The 15,930-nt window shown below is 65.9% G+C and carries 16 protein-coding genes; 8 read left to right on the top strand and 8 right to left on the bottom strand.

The annotated features are described in order from the left end of the window. Positions 1–45: 45 nt before the first annotated feature. Positions 46–702, bottom strand: coding sequence for a nuclear transport factor 2 family protein (locus ABLE71_RS09055; RefSeq protein WP_348783006.1), 657 nt, complete (start codon positions 700–702; stop codon positions 46–48). A gap of 77 nt (positions 703–779) precedes the next feature. Here ABLE71_RS09055 and ABLE71_RS09060 point away from each other — a divergent pair, with 77 nt between their 5' ends. Beyond that, on the top strand, positions 780–1,730 hold the full coding sequence (locus tag ABLE71_RS09060) for a LysR family transcriptional regulator (RefSeq protein WP_348783007.1): 951 nt from the start codon (positions 780–782) through the stop codon (positions 1,728–1,730). 2 nt (positions 1,731–1,732) lie between these two features. Here the strand turns inward: ABLE71_RS09060 and ABLE71_RS09065 are convergent, their stop codons facing one another. Beyond that, complete coding sequence (locus ABLE71_RS09065) at positions 1,733–3,148, bottom strand: aminotransferase (protein WP_348783008.1); 1,416 nt, start codon at positions 3,146–3,148, stop codon at positions 1,733–1,735. A gap of 283 nt (positions 3,149–3,431) precedes the next feature. Between ABLE71_RS09065 and ABLE71_RS09070 the strand changes: the two genes are divergently transcribed. From ABLE71_RS09070 to ABLE71_RS09100, 7 genes are all read left to right on the top strand, one after another. Next, positions 3,432–4,349, top strand: coding sequence for an ABC transporter permease (locus ABLE71_RS09070; RefSeq protein WP_348783009.1), 918 nt, complete (start codon positions 3,432–3,434; stop codon positions 4,347–4,349). Continuing rightward, positions 4,346–5,158 carry an ABC transporter permease gene (locus tag ABLE71_RS09075; protein WP_348783010.1) on the top strand — a complete coding sequence of 271 codons (813 nt, stop codon included), beginning with the start codon at positions 4,346–4,348 and terminating at the stop codon, positions 5,156–5,158. The genes ABLE71_RS09070 and ABLE71_RS09075 overlap by 4 nt, the downstream gene beginning before the upstream one ends. Before the next feature lie 55 nt (positions 5,159–5,213). Then, positions 5,214–6,284 (top strand): ABC transporter ATP-binding protein, encoded by a 1,071-nt coding sequence (locus tag ABLE71_RS09080; RefSeq protein WP_348783011.1) that lies wholly within the window; start codon positions 5,214–5,216, stop codon positions 6,282–6,284. A gap of 121 nt (positions 6,285–6,405) precedes the next feature. Then, a complete protein-coding gene (locus ABLE71_RS09085; RefSeq protein WP_348783012.1) occupies positions 6,406–6,765 on the top strand; it encodes a metalloregulator ArsR/SmtB family transcription factor in 360 nt (119 codons plus the stop codon). After that, complete coding sequence (locus ABLE71_RS09090; protein ID WP_348783013.1) at positions 6,762–7,244, top strand: SRPBCC domain-containing protein; 483 nt, start codon at positions 6,762–6,764, stop codon at positions 7,242–7,244. The genes ABLE71_RS09085 and ABLE71_RS09090 overlap by 4 nt, the downstream gene beginning before the upstream one ends. A gap of 41 nt (positions 7,245–7,285) precedes the next feature. Next, a complete protein-coding gene (locus ABLE71_RS09095) occupies positions 7,286–7,987 on the top strand; it encodes a thioredoxin family protein (protein ID WP_348783014.1) in 702 nt (233 codons plus the stop codon). A gap of 146 nt (positions 7,988–8,133) precedes the next feature. After that, positions 8,134–8,550: a GFA family protein gene (locus tag ABLE71_RS09100; RefSeq protein ID WP_348783015.1), complete on the top strand. Its 417-nt coding sequence runs from the start codon at positions 8,134–8,136 to the stop codon at positions 8,548–8,550. 235 nt (positions 8,551–8,785) lie between these two features. Here ABLE71_RS09100 and ABLE71_RS09105 read toward each other — a convergent pair whose 3' ends face one another. From ABLE71_RS09105 to ABLE71_RS09130, 6 genes are all read right to left on the bottom strand, one after another. Further along, entirely contained in the window at positions 8,786–10,348 is a 1,563-nt protein-coding gene (locus ABLE71_RS09105; RefSeq protein WP_348783706.1) for a DUF1254 domain-containing protein, read from the bottom strand. Positions 10,349–10,528: 180 nt separating this feature from the next. Next, positions 10,529–11,530, bottom strand: coding sequence for a phosphogluconate dehydrogenase (NAD(+)-dependent, decarboxylating) (gene gnd, locus ABLE71_RS09110; protein ID WP_348783016.1), 1,002 nt, complete (start codon positions 11,528–11,530; stop codon positions 10,529–10,531). A 93-nt stretch (positions 11,531–11,623) separates the two neighbouring features. Next, on the bottom strand, positions 11,624–13,024 hold the full coding sequence (locus ABLE71_RS09115) for a sugar porter family MFS transporter (protein ID WP_348783017.1): 1,401 nt from the start codon (positions 13,022–13,024) through the stop codon (positions 11,624–11,626). 234 nt (positions 13,025–13,258) lie between these two features. Then, complete coding sequence (locus ABLE71_RS09120; RefSeq protein ID WP_348783018.1) at positions 13,259–14,341, bottom strand: extracellular solute-binding protein; 1,083 nt, start codon at positions 14,339–14,341, stop codon at positions 13,259–13,261. Between the two features lie 44 nt (positions 14,342–14,385). Next, positions 14,386–15,081 (bottom strand): transcriptional regulator BetI, encoded by a 696-nt coding sequence (gene betI / locus ABLE71_RS09125; protein ID WP_348783019.1) that lies wholly within the window; start codon positions 15,079–15,081, stop codon positions 14,386–14,388. A 25-nt stretch (positions 15,082–15,106) separates the two neighbouring features. Then, on the bottom strand, positions 15,107–15,907 hold the full coding sequence (locus ABLE71_RS09130) for a methyltransferase domain-containing protein (protein WP_348783020.1): 801 nt from the start codon (positions 15,905–15,907) through the stop codon (positions 15,107–15,109). Positions 15,908–15,930 lie beyond the last annotated feature (23 nt).

The following is a 15,930-nucleotide window of genomic DNA, read 5'->3' on the forward strand; positions in this document are numbered from 1 at the left end:
AGCCGCCGCACTCGTCCTGATGCGGCGGCATGCAGTGTCGCAGGACTATCTGGCGCTTGCGCTCACGGCAGCCGGCCAGTCGCCACGCGCCATCGCCGCCGCCTGCTCGAGCGTGATGCGCTTCACCGTCAGGTCGGCGTGTCTGTGCACCAGTTCCCAGTCGGTTTCGCCGCGGCGAAAGACCAGCGTGACCCGCAGCGGCCATTGCTGGTCGGGCAGCCCGCCGACCTTGCCGTGCTGATGCTCGATGGTCACCAGCACCGCGATGTCGCCCGGCCCGTCGCCCGAGGCGTAGGACTGCACCAGTTCGACGGCGGCCTCTCCGTCCTTGAAGTACTCGGCAATCCCCCTGGCCCATTCCGGGCTGCGGTTGAAGCCGCGGCTCACCTCGCCGCCGAATGGTTGCATCAGCGTGAAATCGTCGGCGACGTCGATGAACGAGGGATAGGCTGGCACATCGCCGCGCATGAAGGCGCGCACCGCCTCCTGGCTGCGTCGCACGAGCTCGGCAGGGGCACGTCGGATCACCGGCCCGATGGCCGTGCCCGTCAGCAGATCGCGCTCATCCGCGCCGGCCGGAGCCGCGAGCGGCAGCGTGATCGCCGCCGTCATCGCCACGCGCCGGCTGAAGGATGGGCTCGGTTCGCGCCGCCGCGGTTTGGCGCTCTTTTCCGCGCCCGAAATGTCTGGATGTCTGGTCATCGGTGAAAATCCTCGGTTGGACGGGCGAGGCATTCCCACTTTCCTCCACATGCATCCAGTGATACGATTTCACCGATATGCTGCATGAAATTAATCTCAGCCGGATCGATCTCAACCTCTTCGTGCTGTTCGATGCGGTGCGCGAGGAGGGCCATGTCGGCCGCGCCGCCGAGCGGCTCAACCTGTCGCCTTCGGCCGTCAGTCACGGCCTGTCCCGGTTGCGCCGGCTGCTCAACGACCCGCTTTTCCTGCGCACGCCCAAGGGCGTGGTGCCGACTGGCCGCGCCGACGAGCTCGCCGGTCCGATTGCCGAGATACTGGCTCAGGCGCGCCGTGTCGTCGCCACCGCCGAACCCTTCGATCCCGGGACCTCGGCGCGGCGCTTCATGATCGGCGCGCCGGACGGGGCGTTGCCGATGGTGCTTTCGCCGCTGCTCCTCCGCCTCGAAAAATCCGCGCCGTCGGTCGACATCGGCATCCGACAGGTGCTGCCCCCGCCGGGCGCGCTGGATCCCGACCGCGCCTGGACCTCCGCGCTCGCCGATCTCGAATCCCGCGCGCTCGACATCGCGGTCGTGCCGCTCGACCGGGTGCCGCCGCGCTTCGCGCTGCGCCCGCTCTTCGAGGAACGTTTCGTCGTCGCCATGCGCAAGGGCCACCCCTTCGCGAAAAACCCGACGCTCGACCGCTATTGCGGGGCCCGCCACCTCGTCGTCTCGACCTCCGGCGATCCCGTCGGCTTCGTCGACATGGCGCTGCTGGAAATGGGCCGCGCCCGCCGTATCGCGATCACGGCGCCGAACTTCATGCTGGCGCTGGCAATGGTCGCCGACAGCGACTTTCTGGCGGCCCTGCCGCGAAGCCTGCTTCAACGCCACGGAGCGCTGTTCGGCATCCAGAGCGTCGAGCCGCCGCTGCCCCTGCCGGCGTTCCAGATCAGCGCGATTGCGACGCGCGCCGCGCTGATGGACGCGGGCGTTGCCTGGCTGTTCGGGGTGTTGGGGGAGGTGGTGGAGTCCGGGGGCTGAGATTACCCCCGCCACACACCCTCTTTTCGCAGATCGTCCATCGTGCGCGAGATGCCTTCGCTGAGGATGGCGACGAGGTCGTCGACCTGCTCCCTGGTGATGATCAGCGGCGGGCTCATCACGCACATGTTGATCAGCGGGCGCACCAGAAGGCCGAGCTCGTGGCAATGCGCGTCGATCCGTTTTCCCACGTCCTTGTCGAGCTGCAGCGGGTCCTTGCTCTCGCGGTCGGCAACGCATTCTACGCAGCCCATCAGGCCTGCGCCGCGCACCTCGCCGACCAGCGGCAGTTCCTCCAGCGTCTTCAGCCGCCCCTGGAAATACGGCCCGATGTCTCGCGCGTGCTCGAGAATGCCGCCCTCCAGAAGGTCGAGGTTCTTCAGCGCCACCGCGCAGCCGATCGGATGGCTGGTGTAGGTCAGCCCGTGGCCGAACATGGCGTCGGGATGATTCGAGCGGTTGAGCTCGCGGAACAGCCGCTCGGAGATCATCACGCCGCCGAGCGGGAAATAGCCTGACGTCACGCCCTTGGCGAAGGTGATCATGTCCGGGTCGACACCGAACAGCTCCTGCGACGCGAAGATGTGGCCGAGACGCCCGAAGCCGGTCACCACCTCGTCCGACACGAACAGGATGTCGTTCTCGCGGCAGATCTCGCGGATGCGCTTGAGATAATCCTTCGGCGGCACGATGACGCCGCCGGAAGCCTGGATCGGCTCGCCGACGAAGCAGCCGATCTTGTCCGCGCCGATCCTCTTCACGGTGTCACGGAACTCGTCGACCAGGAAGTCGGCGAAGGCCTCTGATGTCATGCCTTTCGGCCGCCGGAACGGATCGGGCGAGGAGAGCTTCACCACCAGCTCGTCGGCGCCGTCCATCCAGTCGCGGTCGCGCGGCCGTCCGTTGAGCGAAGCCGACAGGTAGGTCGAGCCGTGATAGGCGCCGCCGCGCGACAGGATGAGCTTCTTTTCCGGCCTGCTGCGCACATTGTTGTAGAACTGCATGAAGCGCAGCGCCGTCTCCACCGCCGACGAGCCGCCGGTCGTGTAGAAGACATGGTTGAGATCGCCAGGCGCGTAGCCGGCGAGGCGCCGCGACAGCTCGGCCGAGGGCGCGTTCATCGTGTACCAGGGCGTGTTGTAGGAGAGCTCCATCGCCTGGTCGTACATGACGCGCGCCAGTTCCTCGCGGCGGTGGCCGAGATTGAGGCACCACATGCCGGCCGGCCCATCGATCAGCCTTTTGCCCTCGCCGTCGACCAGATAGATGCCGTCGCCGCCCTGCATCAGGCTACGCGCCTCGGCGCCGATCGACCCGGCATAGGGCCAGGGCTGCACGAGGTGCTTTTTCGCGAGGTCGACGGCATCGGCCGCCGCGTCGGACGCTTCCAGCCTGCCGAAATCCCTGACTGCCGCCATCTTTTTTCTCCGCCTTGCGCTTCCGGCTAAAAACGCCGGAAAACAGGCCTCGGTTCGCATCAAATTGAATGTCCGTTCAATCAATATCGCAGAAATAGCGCTTGCTTTCAATCGAGCTCTGCGCTCATGATGAAAGAAAGCCGGCAAGCGGGACGGGAACCTCGCCGCCGGTGAAAGCCTTGGGACGGCTGATGGCGCGAAAGCCAAGATTGTCTGATCGGACTGCCGACCGGCCGGCCATGTGCGGGCTTGGACGCAGTGCCATGGCGAGCGGCCCGCTGCAATGACGGCGCTCGCGGAAGGAACCGGTTCGCCAGGCGCCGCGCGGCGCAATCGAAAACCCCTTCTGCAATCCGAACAGTCCCAGGGCCTCGCCCTCATCAGCCCGACGCTTCTCTATGCCTTCGTCCTGCTGGTCGCGCCGATCGCGGTGGTGGTCGCCTACAGTTTCTGGACGCAGGACTATCTCACCGTCGAGCGCAGCTTCACGCTGGAGCAATACCGCATCGCGCTGACCGAGCCGATCTACCGCGACCTGCTGCTGCGCTCGCTCTTTGTGTCGCTGCTGGTCAGCTTCTTCACCGTCGTGCTCGCCTATCCGATCGCCTACTACATCTCCTTCCACGGCGGCAGCCACAAGAGCCTGTGGCTCTTCCTCATCACCATCCCGTTCTGGACCAGCTACCTGCTGCGCGTCATGTCGTGGAAGGTCATCCTCGGCTACAACGGCGTGCTCAATTCCGGGCTCATGGGCTTAGGCATCATCGACGAACCCTCGACCGCGCTGCTCTACAACACCAGCGCCGTCGTCATCACGCTCACCCATGCCTGGGCGGCCTTCGCCGTGCTGCCGATCTTCGTGTCGCTGGAAAAGGTCGACCGCACGCTGATCGAAGCCGCCACCGACCTCGGCGACGGGCCGGTCAGGCGCTTCCTGCGCGTGACGCTGCCACTGTCGCTGCCCGGCGTCATCTCGGCCATCCTCATCGTCATGATCCCCACCGTCGGCGACTACGTCACGCCGAAGCTCGTCGGCGGCAAGGACGGCGTGATGATCGCCACCGCCATCGAGACGCAGTTCAAGCGCGGCTCCAACTGGCCGCTCGGTGCGGCGCTTTCCGTCATCACCATGACGGTGGTGACGCTGATGGCGGCTTCCATCGTCGTCGCCATCCGCCAGGCGGGAAAGCGCGTGCGATGAAAGCGATCCTGTCGAGATGGCTGCCGGCCTACGCCTTCCTCTACATCGTCTTCCTCTATCTGCCGGTGATCTTCCTGCCGATCTTTTCGGTCAACAGTTCGGCGGTGCCGAAATTCCCGCTCACCGGCTTCACCTGGAAATGGTACGAGGAGCTGCCGCGCACGCCAGCCCTTCTCGACGCCGCCTGGAACAGCCTGATGGTCGGCGTCACCGCCGCGCTGCTTTCCACTGTGCTCGGCATCTGCGCGGCGCGCGCCATCACCCGCTACCGCTTCCCCGGCCGCACCGCCGCGTCGGGCCTCATCATGGCGCCGCTGGTGCTGCCGGAGATCATCCTCGCGGTCTCGCTCATGATCGTCATGCTGTCGCTCGGGCTTCAGCTTTCCCTGTTCACCGTCGTGCTCGGCCATGTGCTGATCTGCATCCCCTATTCGGTGACCGTGCTCAACGCCGGCTTCGAAGGCTTCGACCGCAGCCTGGAGGAAGCCTCCGCCGATCTCGGCGAGACCGCCTTCGGCACGTTCCGGCGGGTCACGCTGCCGATGGTCGCGCCGGCCATCATCTCGTCGCTGCTCGTCTCCTTCACCATCTCGCTCGACGAGTTCATCATGGCCTTCTTCCTCGCCGGCACGGAGGCGACGCTGCCCGTCTACATCTGGGGCCAGCTTCGCTTCGCCGCCAAGCTGCCGGGCGTCCTGGCGCTGGGCACGCTGCTGCTCGTCGGCTCGTTCATTCTTCTCACCATCGCCGAGATCTTCCGCCGCCGCGCCGAGCGGCGGATCAGGAGCACGGGGGCCGCCATTGCCTGAACCGTCCGTAACAGCAGAGGCCAAATCCGGACAGGCAGGGGCGCAAGCCCGGGCCATGATCGAGATCCGCGGCGTCACCCGCAGCTACGGCATCTTCAAGGCGCTGGACGACGCCAACCTCACCATCCGCGAGGGCGAGTTCTTCTCGCTGCTCGGGCCGTCCGGCTGCGGCAAGACCACGCTTCTGAGGATGATCGCCGGCTTCGACAACCCGACCGCGGGTTCGATCGTCGTCGACGGCCAGCCGATGGACGGCATCCCGGCCAACCGCCGCCCGACCAACATGGTGTTCCAGAGCTACGCCATCTTCCCGCATCTGAATGTCGAGCAGAACGTCGCCTACGGGCTGAAGCGCCTGGCGCTCGATGCGCCGGAGGAAAAACGCCGCGTCGAGGAGGCGCTGGCGCAGGTGTCGCTGACGGGGCTCGGCAAGCGCGGCGCGACCGAGCTTTCCGGCGGCCAGCGCCAGCGCGTCGCGCTCGCCCGTGCGCTGGTCATGCGGCCAAAGGTGCTGCTGCTCGACGAGCCGCTGTCGGCGCTCGACAAGAAGCTGCGCGAACAGATGCAGGTCGAGCTGCGCCGCCTGCAGCAGGCGGTCGGCATCACCTTCGTGCTGGTCACGCACGACCAGTACGAGGCGCTGGCCCTGTCCGACCGCATCGCGGTTATGTTCGGAGGCAGGATCGCGCAGGTCGCCTCGCCGAAGGAAATCTACCAGCGTCCGGTCAACCGCCAGGTCGCCGACTTCCTCGGCGGCATGAACTTCATGAAGGGCGAACTGGTCGAGGCGAACGGGACCACCATCACGCTCGACACGCCGGGCTTCGGCCGCGTCAGGACGGAGAAGCCCAAAGGTTTCGTCGCCAACGGCCACGCGACGCTCGGCATCCGCCCGGAGCGCCTGCGCGTGCTGTGGGACGACGCGAAGGCCAGCCACGAAATTTCAGGCAAGGTGGTCGAGCGGCATTATTTCGGTGAGATCACCCATCTCGTCGTCGAGGTTCCCGGTTTCGAGAAGCCGCTCTCGGTCACCGAGACCAACGATTTCGGCGCCGACGACCTGCCCATCGGCGCCACCATCCGCCTAGGTTACGATCCCGACGCTCTGGTCGCGATGGGAGAGTGAGCTTCTCAGACAGTCGCGGCCGGCCGGCCGCCACGACAGCGTCACGCGGCTTCGGTCAACAGTCAAAGGTCAAAATCAATTAGCCTTGACTCATCGATTAGCATACACTATTCAATTATTCATGACCGAAGCCGCCTCCATCAACGCCGTCATGCGCGCGCTCGCCGACCCGACACGGCGCGCCGTCTTCGAGCGCATCGCCGGTTCGGACGAAATCACCGTCGTCGAGCTGACGCGCGGCAGCGGCGTCACGCAGGGCGCCATTTCCCAGCACCTCAAATCGCTGAAGCAGGCGGGCCTCGTCGCCGAGCGGCCGGAAGGACGCAACGTTTTCTACCGCGCCGATCCCGCCGGCCTCGAGCCACTGGCCGACTGGATGAGCCACTACGGCGTCTTCTGGCGCGAGCGCTTCGGCAAGCTGCGCAGCCTTCTTACGGAAATCGATCCCCCGAAAAGCAAATCCAAGGACATCGACCGATGAACAAGCCGGCATTGAAGCTCGACATGCAGGACATCGTCGTCGACGAGGTGTTTCCGCATGCGCCCGAAACGATCTGGAAGGCGCTGACGACAGGCGAGCTCATCGCGCGCTGGCTGATGGAGGCGCACGGTTTCCAGCCCGTCGTCGGCAACCGATTCACTTACAGGACGACGCCGGCCGGCGCATGGGACGGAACAATAAATTGCGAGGTTCTCGAAGTCGTGCCCAACGAACGCCTGGTCTATTCTTGGCGCGGCGGCCACGAGGCGAATGTCGGCTACGGCTCGAAGCTCGACACCGTCGTCACCTGGACGCTGGGCCGCGTCGAAAACGGCACCCGCATCCGCGTCGTCCATTCCGGCTTCGAGCTGCCGAGGAACGACACCGCCTATCGCAACATGAGCGACGGCTGGAAGAAGGTCGTCCGCAATCTCGACGCGACGGCGGCGGAACTCGGGTTCTCCGGCAAGCCGCACTGAATGCGCCCGACGAGATCAGGCGGGGCAAACAGGAGACCATCATGCAGCAGGAAGATCCCCGGATGAACAAGCCGCCGGTCGTGATGGCGCAAGAGTGGCAGGCGGCCCGCCAAAAGCTGCTTGTGAAGGAAAAGGAGATGACGCGCGCCCGCGACGCGCTGGCGGCGGAGCGCCGGCGCATGCCGTGGCTTGCCGTCGACAAGGATTACGTGTTCGAGGGGCCGGACGGCAGGATGAGCCTCGCCGACCTGTTCGACGGCCGCCGCCAGCTCATCGTCTACCGCGCCTTCTACGAGCCGGGCGTCGCCGGCTGGCCCGACCACGGCTGCCGCGGCTGCTCGATGGTCGCCGACCAGGTCGCGCATGTCGCCCATCTCAACGCCCGCGACACCACGCTCGTCTTCGCATCCCGCGCGCCGCAGGCCGACATAGCGCGGCTCAAGAGCCGCATGGGCTGGACGATGCCGTGGGTCACCGTCACCGACGGTTTCGACGCGGATTTCGACGTCGGCGAATGGCACGGCACCAACGTGTTCTACCGCGACGACCAGGGCCGCATCTTCCGCACCTATTTCGTCAACAGCCGCGGCGACGAGCAGATGGGCGGCACCTGGAACTATCTCGACATCACGCCGCTCGGCCGCCAGGAGGCGTGGGAGGATTCGCCTCAGGGCTATCCGCAGACGCCGCCCTACAAGTGGTGGAACTGGAACGACAGCTACGAAAGCGCCGCCCGCCAGTAGGGCTCCGACCTCGGCTTCGTCCTCGGGCGGAGCCGGGCGCAGCGAAGGCGCGGGCCCAGAAATCCAACGGAACATCGCCGCCGTGCGCTGGCGTCGAAGGATTTTGCTCGCCCAAATCCAACCGCACCCCAGCAAGGAGAAATGACATGTCCAAACCCTACACCGGCGGCTGCGCCTGCGGCGCCATCCGCTACGAGGTCTCCGGCGAGCCGATCGTCATGGTCGACTGCCAGTGCCGCCAGTGCCAGCGTACCAGCGGCGGCGGCCACACGTCGAACATGACGTTTCGCGGCGCCGAGGTGAAACTGTCCGGCGAGGCGTCGCGCTGGGAGACGACGGGCGACGGCGGCACGGTCAAGAGCAGCGCTTTCTGCCCGGTCTGCGGCTCGCCCGTCTACATGACCTTTCCTGATATGCCCGACATCTTTATCGTCAGGCCGGCGAGCCTGGACGACCCCGGCCGCTACCGTCCGCAGTTGGTCACCTGGACCGCCGCCGCGCAGGCCTGGGACCGCGTCGACCCCGCGCTGCCGGCATTCGACAGGATGCCGCCGGCGGGGTGAGGGGGCGCGTCCTGGTCGCGACAGCGGATTCAGCAGGATCCCGAAAAGTTGCGACTTTTCGGGATCCTGGAAGAACGCAAGCCCCAAGCTTTCTGGCGTCGGCCAATGCGCGCGGGATGTTCAACTCAGCCTGCTTGTATTGGCTTTTCCGGCCTGACCATCGGGCTGCGTCGGGCCGGGTTCGCCTGTCATACGGAGGGGCCAAGGTGTCGGAACCCCGGCCCCGTCGCTTTGGCTATTTAACCAGCTCGATCTCGCTCAGGCGCCACTCCCTCGTGAAGAAGGATTCAAGCGGGCTGTAGAGCCTAAGGATCGTGAACCAGCCCTTGCCGGGCATGGTCTGGATCCAGTTGCCGCGTGCTACGCCCTCCGGTTGTGTTGGGCCGAAGTAGACGGTCGTCGCGCCGTCCTCGGCAGCTTCGGCCGCCGGCGAAGGGTAGCTCTGGCTGCCGGCGCGCGGGTAGCCCTGTGGCGTCTGGAGCATGGAGCGCGTCTGGTTGTCGTACAGCGTGAACGACCAGAATGCAGCCGCCGGGATGTCCTTCGGGAGCGTGACCTTGTAGGTCTTGCCGCCATCAAAGGGGTTCCCGTCGGGATCGAGGAAGCCCATGAGGTACTGTGAGCCGACGCCTGGAATGCGCATGATCATGCCGGGCGAGTCGAGTGTATAGCCGTAGTAGAAGGCCGTGCGCGAATCGAGGGTACGGGCGCCGGTCGGGGGCAGCGGCTTGAAGATCCCGCCCTCGAAGAGCGGCGGCGGCGTCTCGAACATGGCGCCGCCTTCCCACAGCATGCTCCCCCACTGCGAACCCTCGTAGTAGGCCCAGTCCGGGTGCTGCATCGCATAGCGCCAGTTGAGCGCCCTGCCGGTGGCCTGTCCGAACGCGGCCGCGTCCGAAAGGATCTTCTTCATCCGATCGTCCGGCGCAAATGCCTTGCCGTGGGCAATTCCGATGGCGGCAAGCTGTCCGGCGAGTTCCGGGTCATAGCTGGTGGCCGGCTGGCTCTGGATGTTCTCGTTGATCAGCTCGAAGAAGCCATAGCCGCTGGGCGGGATGGTGTTGAACGACAGGCCGCTCGCCTCGATGAACTTCGTCTCGGGGATCTTCGGCTCGCCTGCGATGCGCACGGTTCCCTCCAGCGCCTGCGCAATGCTCGAGCCGAAGGAACCCGGCTGGTAGGGATAGATTTTCATGTTCTTTTTGACGTTCTCGACCGCCGGCTTGGGGTCGTTGTCGACGAGGTAGGCCCGCGATGCATAGAGGGCGAAGTTGGTCTTCGAATGCCCGATGAAATAGCCGCCCTCAGGCAGCGGGCCGTCATAGTCCGGTCCTACGATGAGATATTTGCCGCCGAGCCCGCGATCCGGCCCTGGCCCACCGATGTCGATGATCCAGGAGAACCACATGTCGTTGATCGTGCCGACTGCGTTCGACGGCTGCTCGATCACCACCGGGCCTTTGCTCAGGTCGAGCCCGGTCAGGTAGTAGACCGTGTCGGCATTGGCCGTCAGGAACAGCGAATTCGAATCCATCAGCTCCGAGAAGATGACAACGTCGCCGGGCTTGGCGCCGATGCCTTCGAAGCCCTTGACGATCGCGAGCGCCGAGGCGCCGCGGAAGCTGTTGTTGTAGGCGGCCAGAGCATTGGTGAAGTCCAGCGTGTCGTATACCTTCTGAGCGGTGTCCGCTGTCGGGACGCCGTCCCAGAATTCCAGCGTGCCGGTGCTGGTCTCGACCTTGTCCGGGGTGATCAGGATTGGCGGTATTTCGCCGGGTGTCTGCGCGTGCAGCGGCATCGCCGTCAGCGCGACGAATGCCGTCAACGCGGTCAGAGGCGCAAAGAGCTTCGCATTCATGTACTTTCCTCCTCAAAGGGTCGGCACCTTTGGGGTGGACGAGGTGCGACGAAGCAAGCCTACGCCCAGTGTGGGGGCGAACGCACGTTACTTCAGGTAATGTACGTGGAGACTCTGCCCCTATTTGCTCTTCTCCTTATGCCCGCCGAAGGCGAACCGCATCGCCGATAGCAGCTTGTCGGCGAATTCGGACTCGCCCTGCGACGCAAACCGGTCGAACAGCGCCGAGGACAGCACAGGCGCGGGCACGCCGGTGTCGATGGCGGCCTTCAGCGTCCAGCGTCCCTCGCCCGAATCCGACACGCGGCCGCCGAAATTCTTCAGCGTCGGGTCGTCCTTCAGCGCGCCGGCGGTCAGGTCGAGCAGCCATGAGCCGATCACCGAGCCGTGCCGCCAGACCTCGGTCACCGCCGGCAGGTCGATGTCGAACTGGTAATATTGCGGCTCCGACAGCGGGCTCGTCTCGGCGTCGGCGCTGCGCGGGCGTTTGCCGGCATTGGCCGACTTCAGGATATTGATGCCCTCGGCATAGGCGGCCATCACGCCGTATTCGATGCCGTTGTGCACCATCTTGACGAAATGCCCGGCGCCGCTCGGGCCGCAATGCAGATAGCCGAGCGATGCGGTTCCCTCCGCCAGAGCCGGCGAGGTGGTATCGGCGCCCGGCGCCAGCGTGGCGAAGACCGGGTCGAGATGCTTCACTGCATCGTCCGGCCCGCCGATCATCAGGCAGTAGCCGCGGTCGAAACCCCAGATGCCGCCTGATGTGCCCACGTCGACATAGCTGATGCCCCGCACGGCGAGCTTCGCCGCCTGGTCGACCGCGTCGCGGTAGTTTGAGTTGCCGCCGTCGATGATGATGTCGCCCTGTTCCATCAGCGCCGCGACCTGGTCGACGATCCTGCCGGTGATCGCGGCGGGCAGCATCAGCCAGACCGAGCGCGGCTTCGACAGCTTGCCGACGAACTCCTCCAGCGAGGCTCCGCCCACCGCGCCTTCCTTGACCAGGTCCGCGACTGCTCCCGCGTTGATGTCGTAGACGACGCATTCATGGCCGTCCTTCATCAGGCGGCGCACCATGTTGGCGCCCATCCTGCCCAGTCCCATCATCCCGATCTGCATGTACTGTCCCTTCGTGGCCGCTGCTTTCGCCCGACCCTAACCGAAACGCATCGGCATTCGTTTGACAATCCCGCGAGGGAGCGGAGCTTCGCGTCAGGTTGACCAGCTCTTCTCGATGTCTTCCAGCGACCGCCCCTTGGTTTCGGGCACCACCCGGTACACCCAGATCCACCCGGCGAGGCAGAAGAAGGCGAACAGCCAGAAGGTGGCCGGTTTGCCGATCGCCTCGATCAGCGTCAGGAAGAACTGGCTGACCAGGAAGGCCGCGCCCCAGTTGACGGCGGTCGCCACAGCCACGGCGCGGCCGCGCACGCGGCCGGGAAAGACCTCGTTGATGACCGTCCAGACCACCGGTCCGAGCGAGAAGGCGAACGAGACGATGAAGACGACCAGCGCCACCAGCGTAACGATGCCGGCCGCGGTCGGTCCTGTTCCTGGCGGCTGGCCGTCGATCGACAGGAAGGCGATGCCGACGACGAGCAGCGCCAGCCCCATGCCGACCAGCCCGGCAAGCAGCAGCGGCCGCCGGCCGAGCTTGTCGATGAAGGCGATGGCGATGAAGGTCGCCGCCACGTTGACGCCGCCGACCGCCCAGGTGGTCGCGGTGGTCTGTTCCTGAGGCGTCGCGAAGCCGGCCGCGGCAAAGATCTGGTTGGCGTAGTAGATGATGGCGTTGATGCCGGTGATCTGCTGGAAGACGGCAAGCCCCAGCGCGATGATCAGCGGCTTGCGCCAGGCGCGGTCGAACACGTCGCCCCAGGAAGCGCCGCCCGCCTCCTCGCCCAAAGTGTGCTCGATGGCTTCGAGCCGCGCCGCGGCGTCGGCGTCGGGCGCCAGCCTGGCAAGCACGGCGCGCGCTTCGTCGCGCCGTCCTGCCTTGACCAGCCAGCGCGGCGATTCCACGCCGATTGCGCCGACCGCGACGAGCAGGATGCCGGGCACCACCGAGACGCCGAGCATCCACCGCCAGGACGCGTCTTCCAATACCGAATCGACCAGATACGCCAGGAAGATGCCGATGGTGATGGCGAGCTGGTAGGCCGAGACGAAGCGGCCGCGATGCGCCGCCGGCGCGAGTTCGGCGCCGTAGAGCGGCGCGGCTACCGCCGCGACACCGACGCCGAAGCCGACGGCCAGTCGGCCGAGCACCAGGAGAAGAACGCCCGGTGCTAGTGCCTGCAGCAACGCCCCGAGCATGAACAGCAGGCCGGCGATCAGCACCGCCCTTCTGCGGCCGTAGCGGTCGGCGAGATAGCCGCCGGCGAGCGAGCCGCCCAGCGCGCCGAGCGTCACCCAGCTCGTCACCACTTCGGTGAGCAGCGCGCTCAGGCTGAAATGCTGCCGGATGCCTGCGAGCGCGCCGGAAATCACGCCCTGGTCGTAGCCGAACAGCAGCCCCGCCATGACGACGACGGCGAGCACGATGACAAGCGGCCCGGTCAGAGCGTCGCCCTTCGCTTGCCCGGCATTCGTCGATGGCTGTGTGACCGACATCGCCTTCCCCGCCTGGCTGCGACATTGCCCTTGCGGAAGTCGTGCCACGCCGCTCCCGGCTTGTCCATTGCCGGGAGCGTGGCGCTTTCCGGCTGCCCCAAATCCCGCGCCGTCCCGGCGTTGTCCGGCGACTACCCTCTCCCCCCGGTCAGGGGGGAAAGGTGGTTCTGGTGGGGTCCGAGACGGAGAGGGGATGCTTCACAGCCGAACCCCGTCGCTGGTCGAGGGAACGCTTCAGTACCCTGCTTTGATCTTCTCGAATTCCTCGATCATCTTCTGCTTCAGGGTGACCGGCACCGGCGCCTGGAACAGCGTCTTGTCGACGAACTTTTCGACATCGGCGTAACCCTGCGCCTCGACGACGGCCGGGTCGATCGACGCCATGCTCTTGGCGTCGGCGTGGCCGTAGCCCCAGTCGCTGAGCAGGAAGCTCGCCACTTCCGGCGCGTTCACCGAATTGAGGAAATCATAGGCCTTGTCGGCGCTGCCCGGCGCGCCTTTCAGCCTGACATAGCCGCATACCCAGGTGGACTGGCCCTCTGCCGTGTCGCGCGTGTTCTTGATCGGCGCGCCGGCGGCCGCCGACTGCACCGCGGCGTCGTTCCACGCCCAGGCGAGATCGACCTCGCCGCCCGACAGCGCCTGCACGATCTCGGTCGAATCCGTCCAGTAGAGGCGGACGTTCTTGTGCACCTCGCGCAGGAAGGCCGAGGCTTGGCTGAACTGTTCGTCGGTCATCTGCGTCCAGTCCTTCAGCCCGATGACCAGCGAGGCCAGCGCATAGGCGTCGTCGACATTGTCGCCGATCGACACGCGGTCCTTGAACTTGGGGTCGGCGAGCGACTTCAGCGACTTGATGTCGTCGGCGGAGACCTTCTCGCTGTTGTAGGTGAGCAGCGTGTTGCCCCAGTCCCAGGGCATGAACCAGGCGGTTCCGCTTTCGTCGGTCGCCAGATCCTTCATCTTCATGATGCCGGGGTTCAGATCCTTCCAGCCCTCGATCTTCGAGGTGTCCAGAGGTTCAAGCAAACCGGCCTCGCGCCATTTCACCACGCTCTGCGAGCAGGGATGCCCAAGGTCGGTCTTGAAGCCCGAGCGGATCTTTTCGAACGCCTCGTCCTCGTCGCCGAAGAAGGTGAAGGTCGGCGACTGGCCATGCTTGGCAATGTAGCCCGGATGGAACTCCGGCGCCTCGTAGCCCGACCAGTCGAAGATCACGAGTTCGCTGTCTTCGGCGGTGGCGATCGCAGCGGCCGAAGCGAGCAGTGCGGCGGCGAGCGCGAGGCTGGCGCCAAGGCGGCGTGTTGCTGGTTTCATGATGGTTCCCCTGTCACTGGTTTCTAGTCGCTGGCTTCTTGTTGTCATTCGGTCTTCCCGAGCTTCGTCCCGTTGCGCGCATAATGCCGGGGAAACGCGGAGGCGAGGTATTCGCAGGCGGCCTGGTAGGCGACCTCCCGCGTCACGTCCTCGGTGCCCATCATCAGGCGCAGCCAAAGCCCTTCGAGCATGGCCGACAGCGCCAGCGCGGTCGCGACGGGCTCGAAGTCGTAATCGCCGTCGGCCTTCAGCTTGCGGCAGAGATCGACGAACACGTTCTGGTAGGCTTCGTCGCGCGCGCCGCAGAGCGCCTGGTAGGTCGGCCGGGACTTCGCCTCGCCCCAGAAGGCGCACCAGGCGGCGAGCTTCCTCTTGTTGCAGATCGAGCGGTCGAAGTCGGCCGCGACCAGAACACCGAGCTGGCGCGCAGGGTCGTCGCCGGCCTTCTGCAGCGCCGAGCGCCAATGCTGCGAATATTCGTCGGCCATATATTGCAGCGTGGCGACGAGCAGCTTCTCCTTGCTCTCGAAATGGAAATTGACGATGCCGCGCGACAGCCCGGCGCCGTCGGCGACATCGGCCATCGTCGTCTCGGAGTAGCCGCGCTTGGCCAGCGAATCGATCGTCGCCTCGATGAGCTGCTGGCGGCGCGTCTCCTTGGACGCCTTGCGCCCGCGTTTTTCCGGCTCGGATTGTCTCTCGCTGTCGGAGCCGCGCTCCTTGAGCGCCGTCGTTTTCATGGTGCCTGCCGCGCTCCACATTCGTCTACCGGCCCCCTGCCGGCTTCCAGCCGCGAAGATGAGTGGGCCGGTGTTCGCCCGAGTCAAGCACCTTCTGCATGGCCTCCCAGGTCTTGATGTTCTTGTCCACATAGGCGGGGCCGACTACGGCCGCGACCTTCTCGTACAAGGGTCCCCTGAGCTGTTCGAGCTCGCCGCGCGCGACTTCGCGGTACCACCGGTTGCGGTCGCGCGTGACGACGTCGTGGAAGCCGGCGCGCCGCATCGCCTCGGCGTAGCGGGCGGGCGAGGCCATGGCGAAAGACAACCCCTCCGCGGCGATGTAGGCTTTCATCTCGGGAGAGGGCTCGCCGTCATGCGAGATCATCCAGTTCGACGCCGCGAAGACGCCGCCGGGCTTCAGCACGCGGAAGATTTCGGCAAACAGCGCGTCCTTGTCCGGCACGTGCAGCAGCGCGTCCTTGGAGAACACCATGTCGAAGGTCCCGTCGGCGAAGGGCAGGGGTCCGGGCCGCGTATGAACGAAACTGGCCCGGTCCGACAAGCCACGTTTTTCGGCGCGCCGCCTGGCTGCCTCGACCACGGGCAGTTCGACGTCGAAGCCCGTCGCATGGGCTGCGCCGTGCTTCTCCACCATGTGCAGGGTGATGCCGCCCGAGCCGCAGCCTATGTCGAGGACGGCCTTGCCTCGGAGCGACAAGCCCTGAAGCACGCGGTCGACTTCCTGCGGGCCGCCGGGCGACAGGTAGCCGTCGCCCCACAGCGTTTCCAGGAAGCGTATGGCGTCGTCGTCATATTCGGGCGCGGCATCGGCCGTTTCGATCATCGATCGCTTCCCAAATGCCTGGC

Source organism: Mesorhizobium sp. KR9-304, from assembly GCF_040049215.1.
Classification (GTDB): domain Bacteria; phylum Pseudomonadota; class Alphaproteobacteria; order Rhizobiales; family Rhizobiaceae; genus Mesorhizobium_K.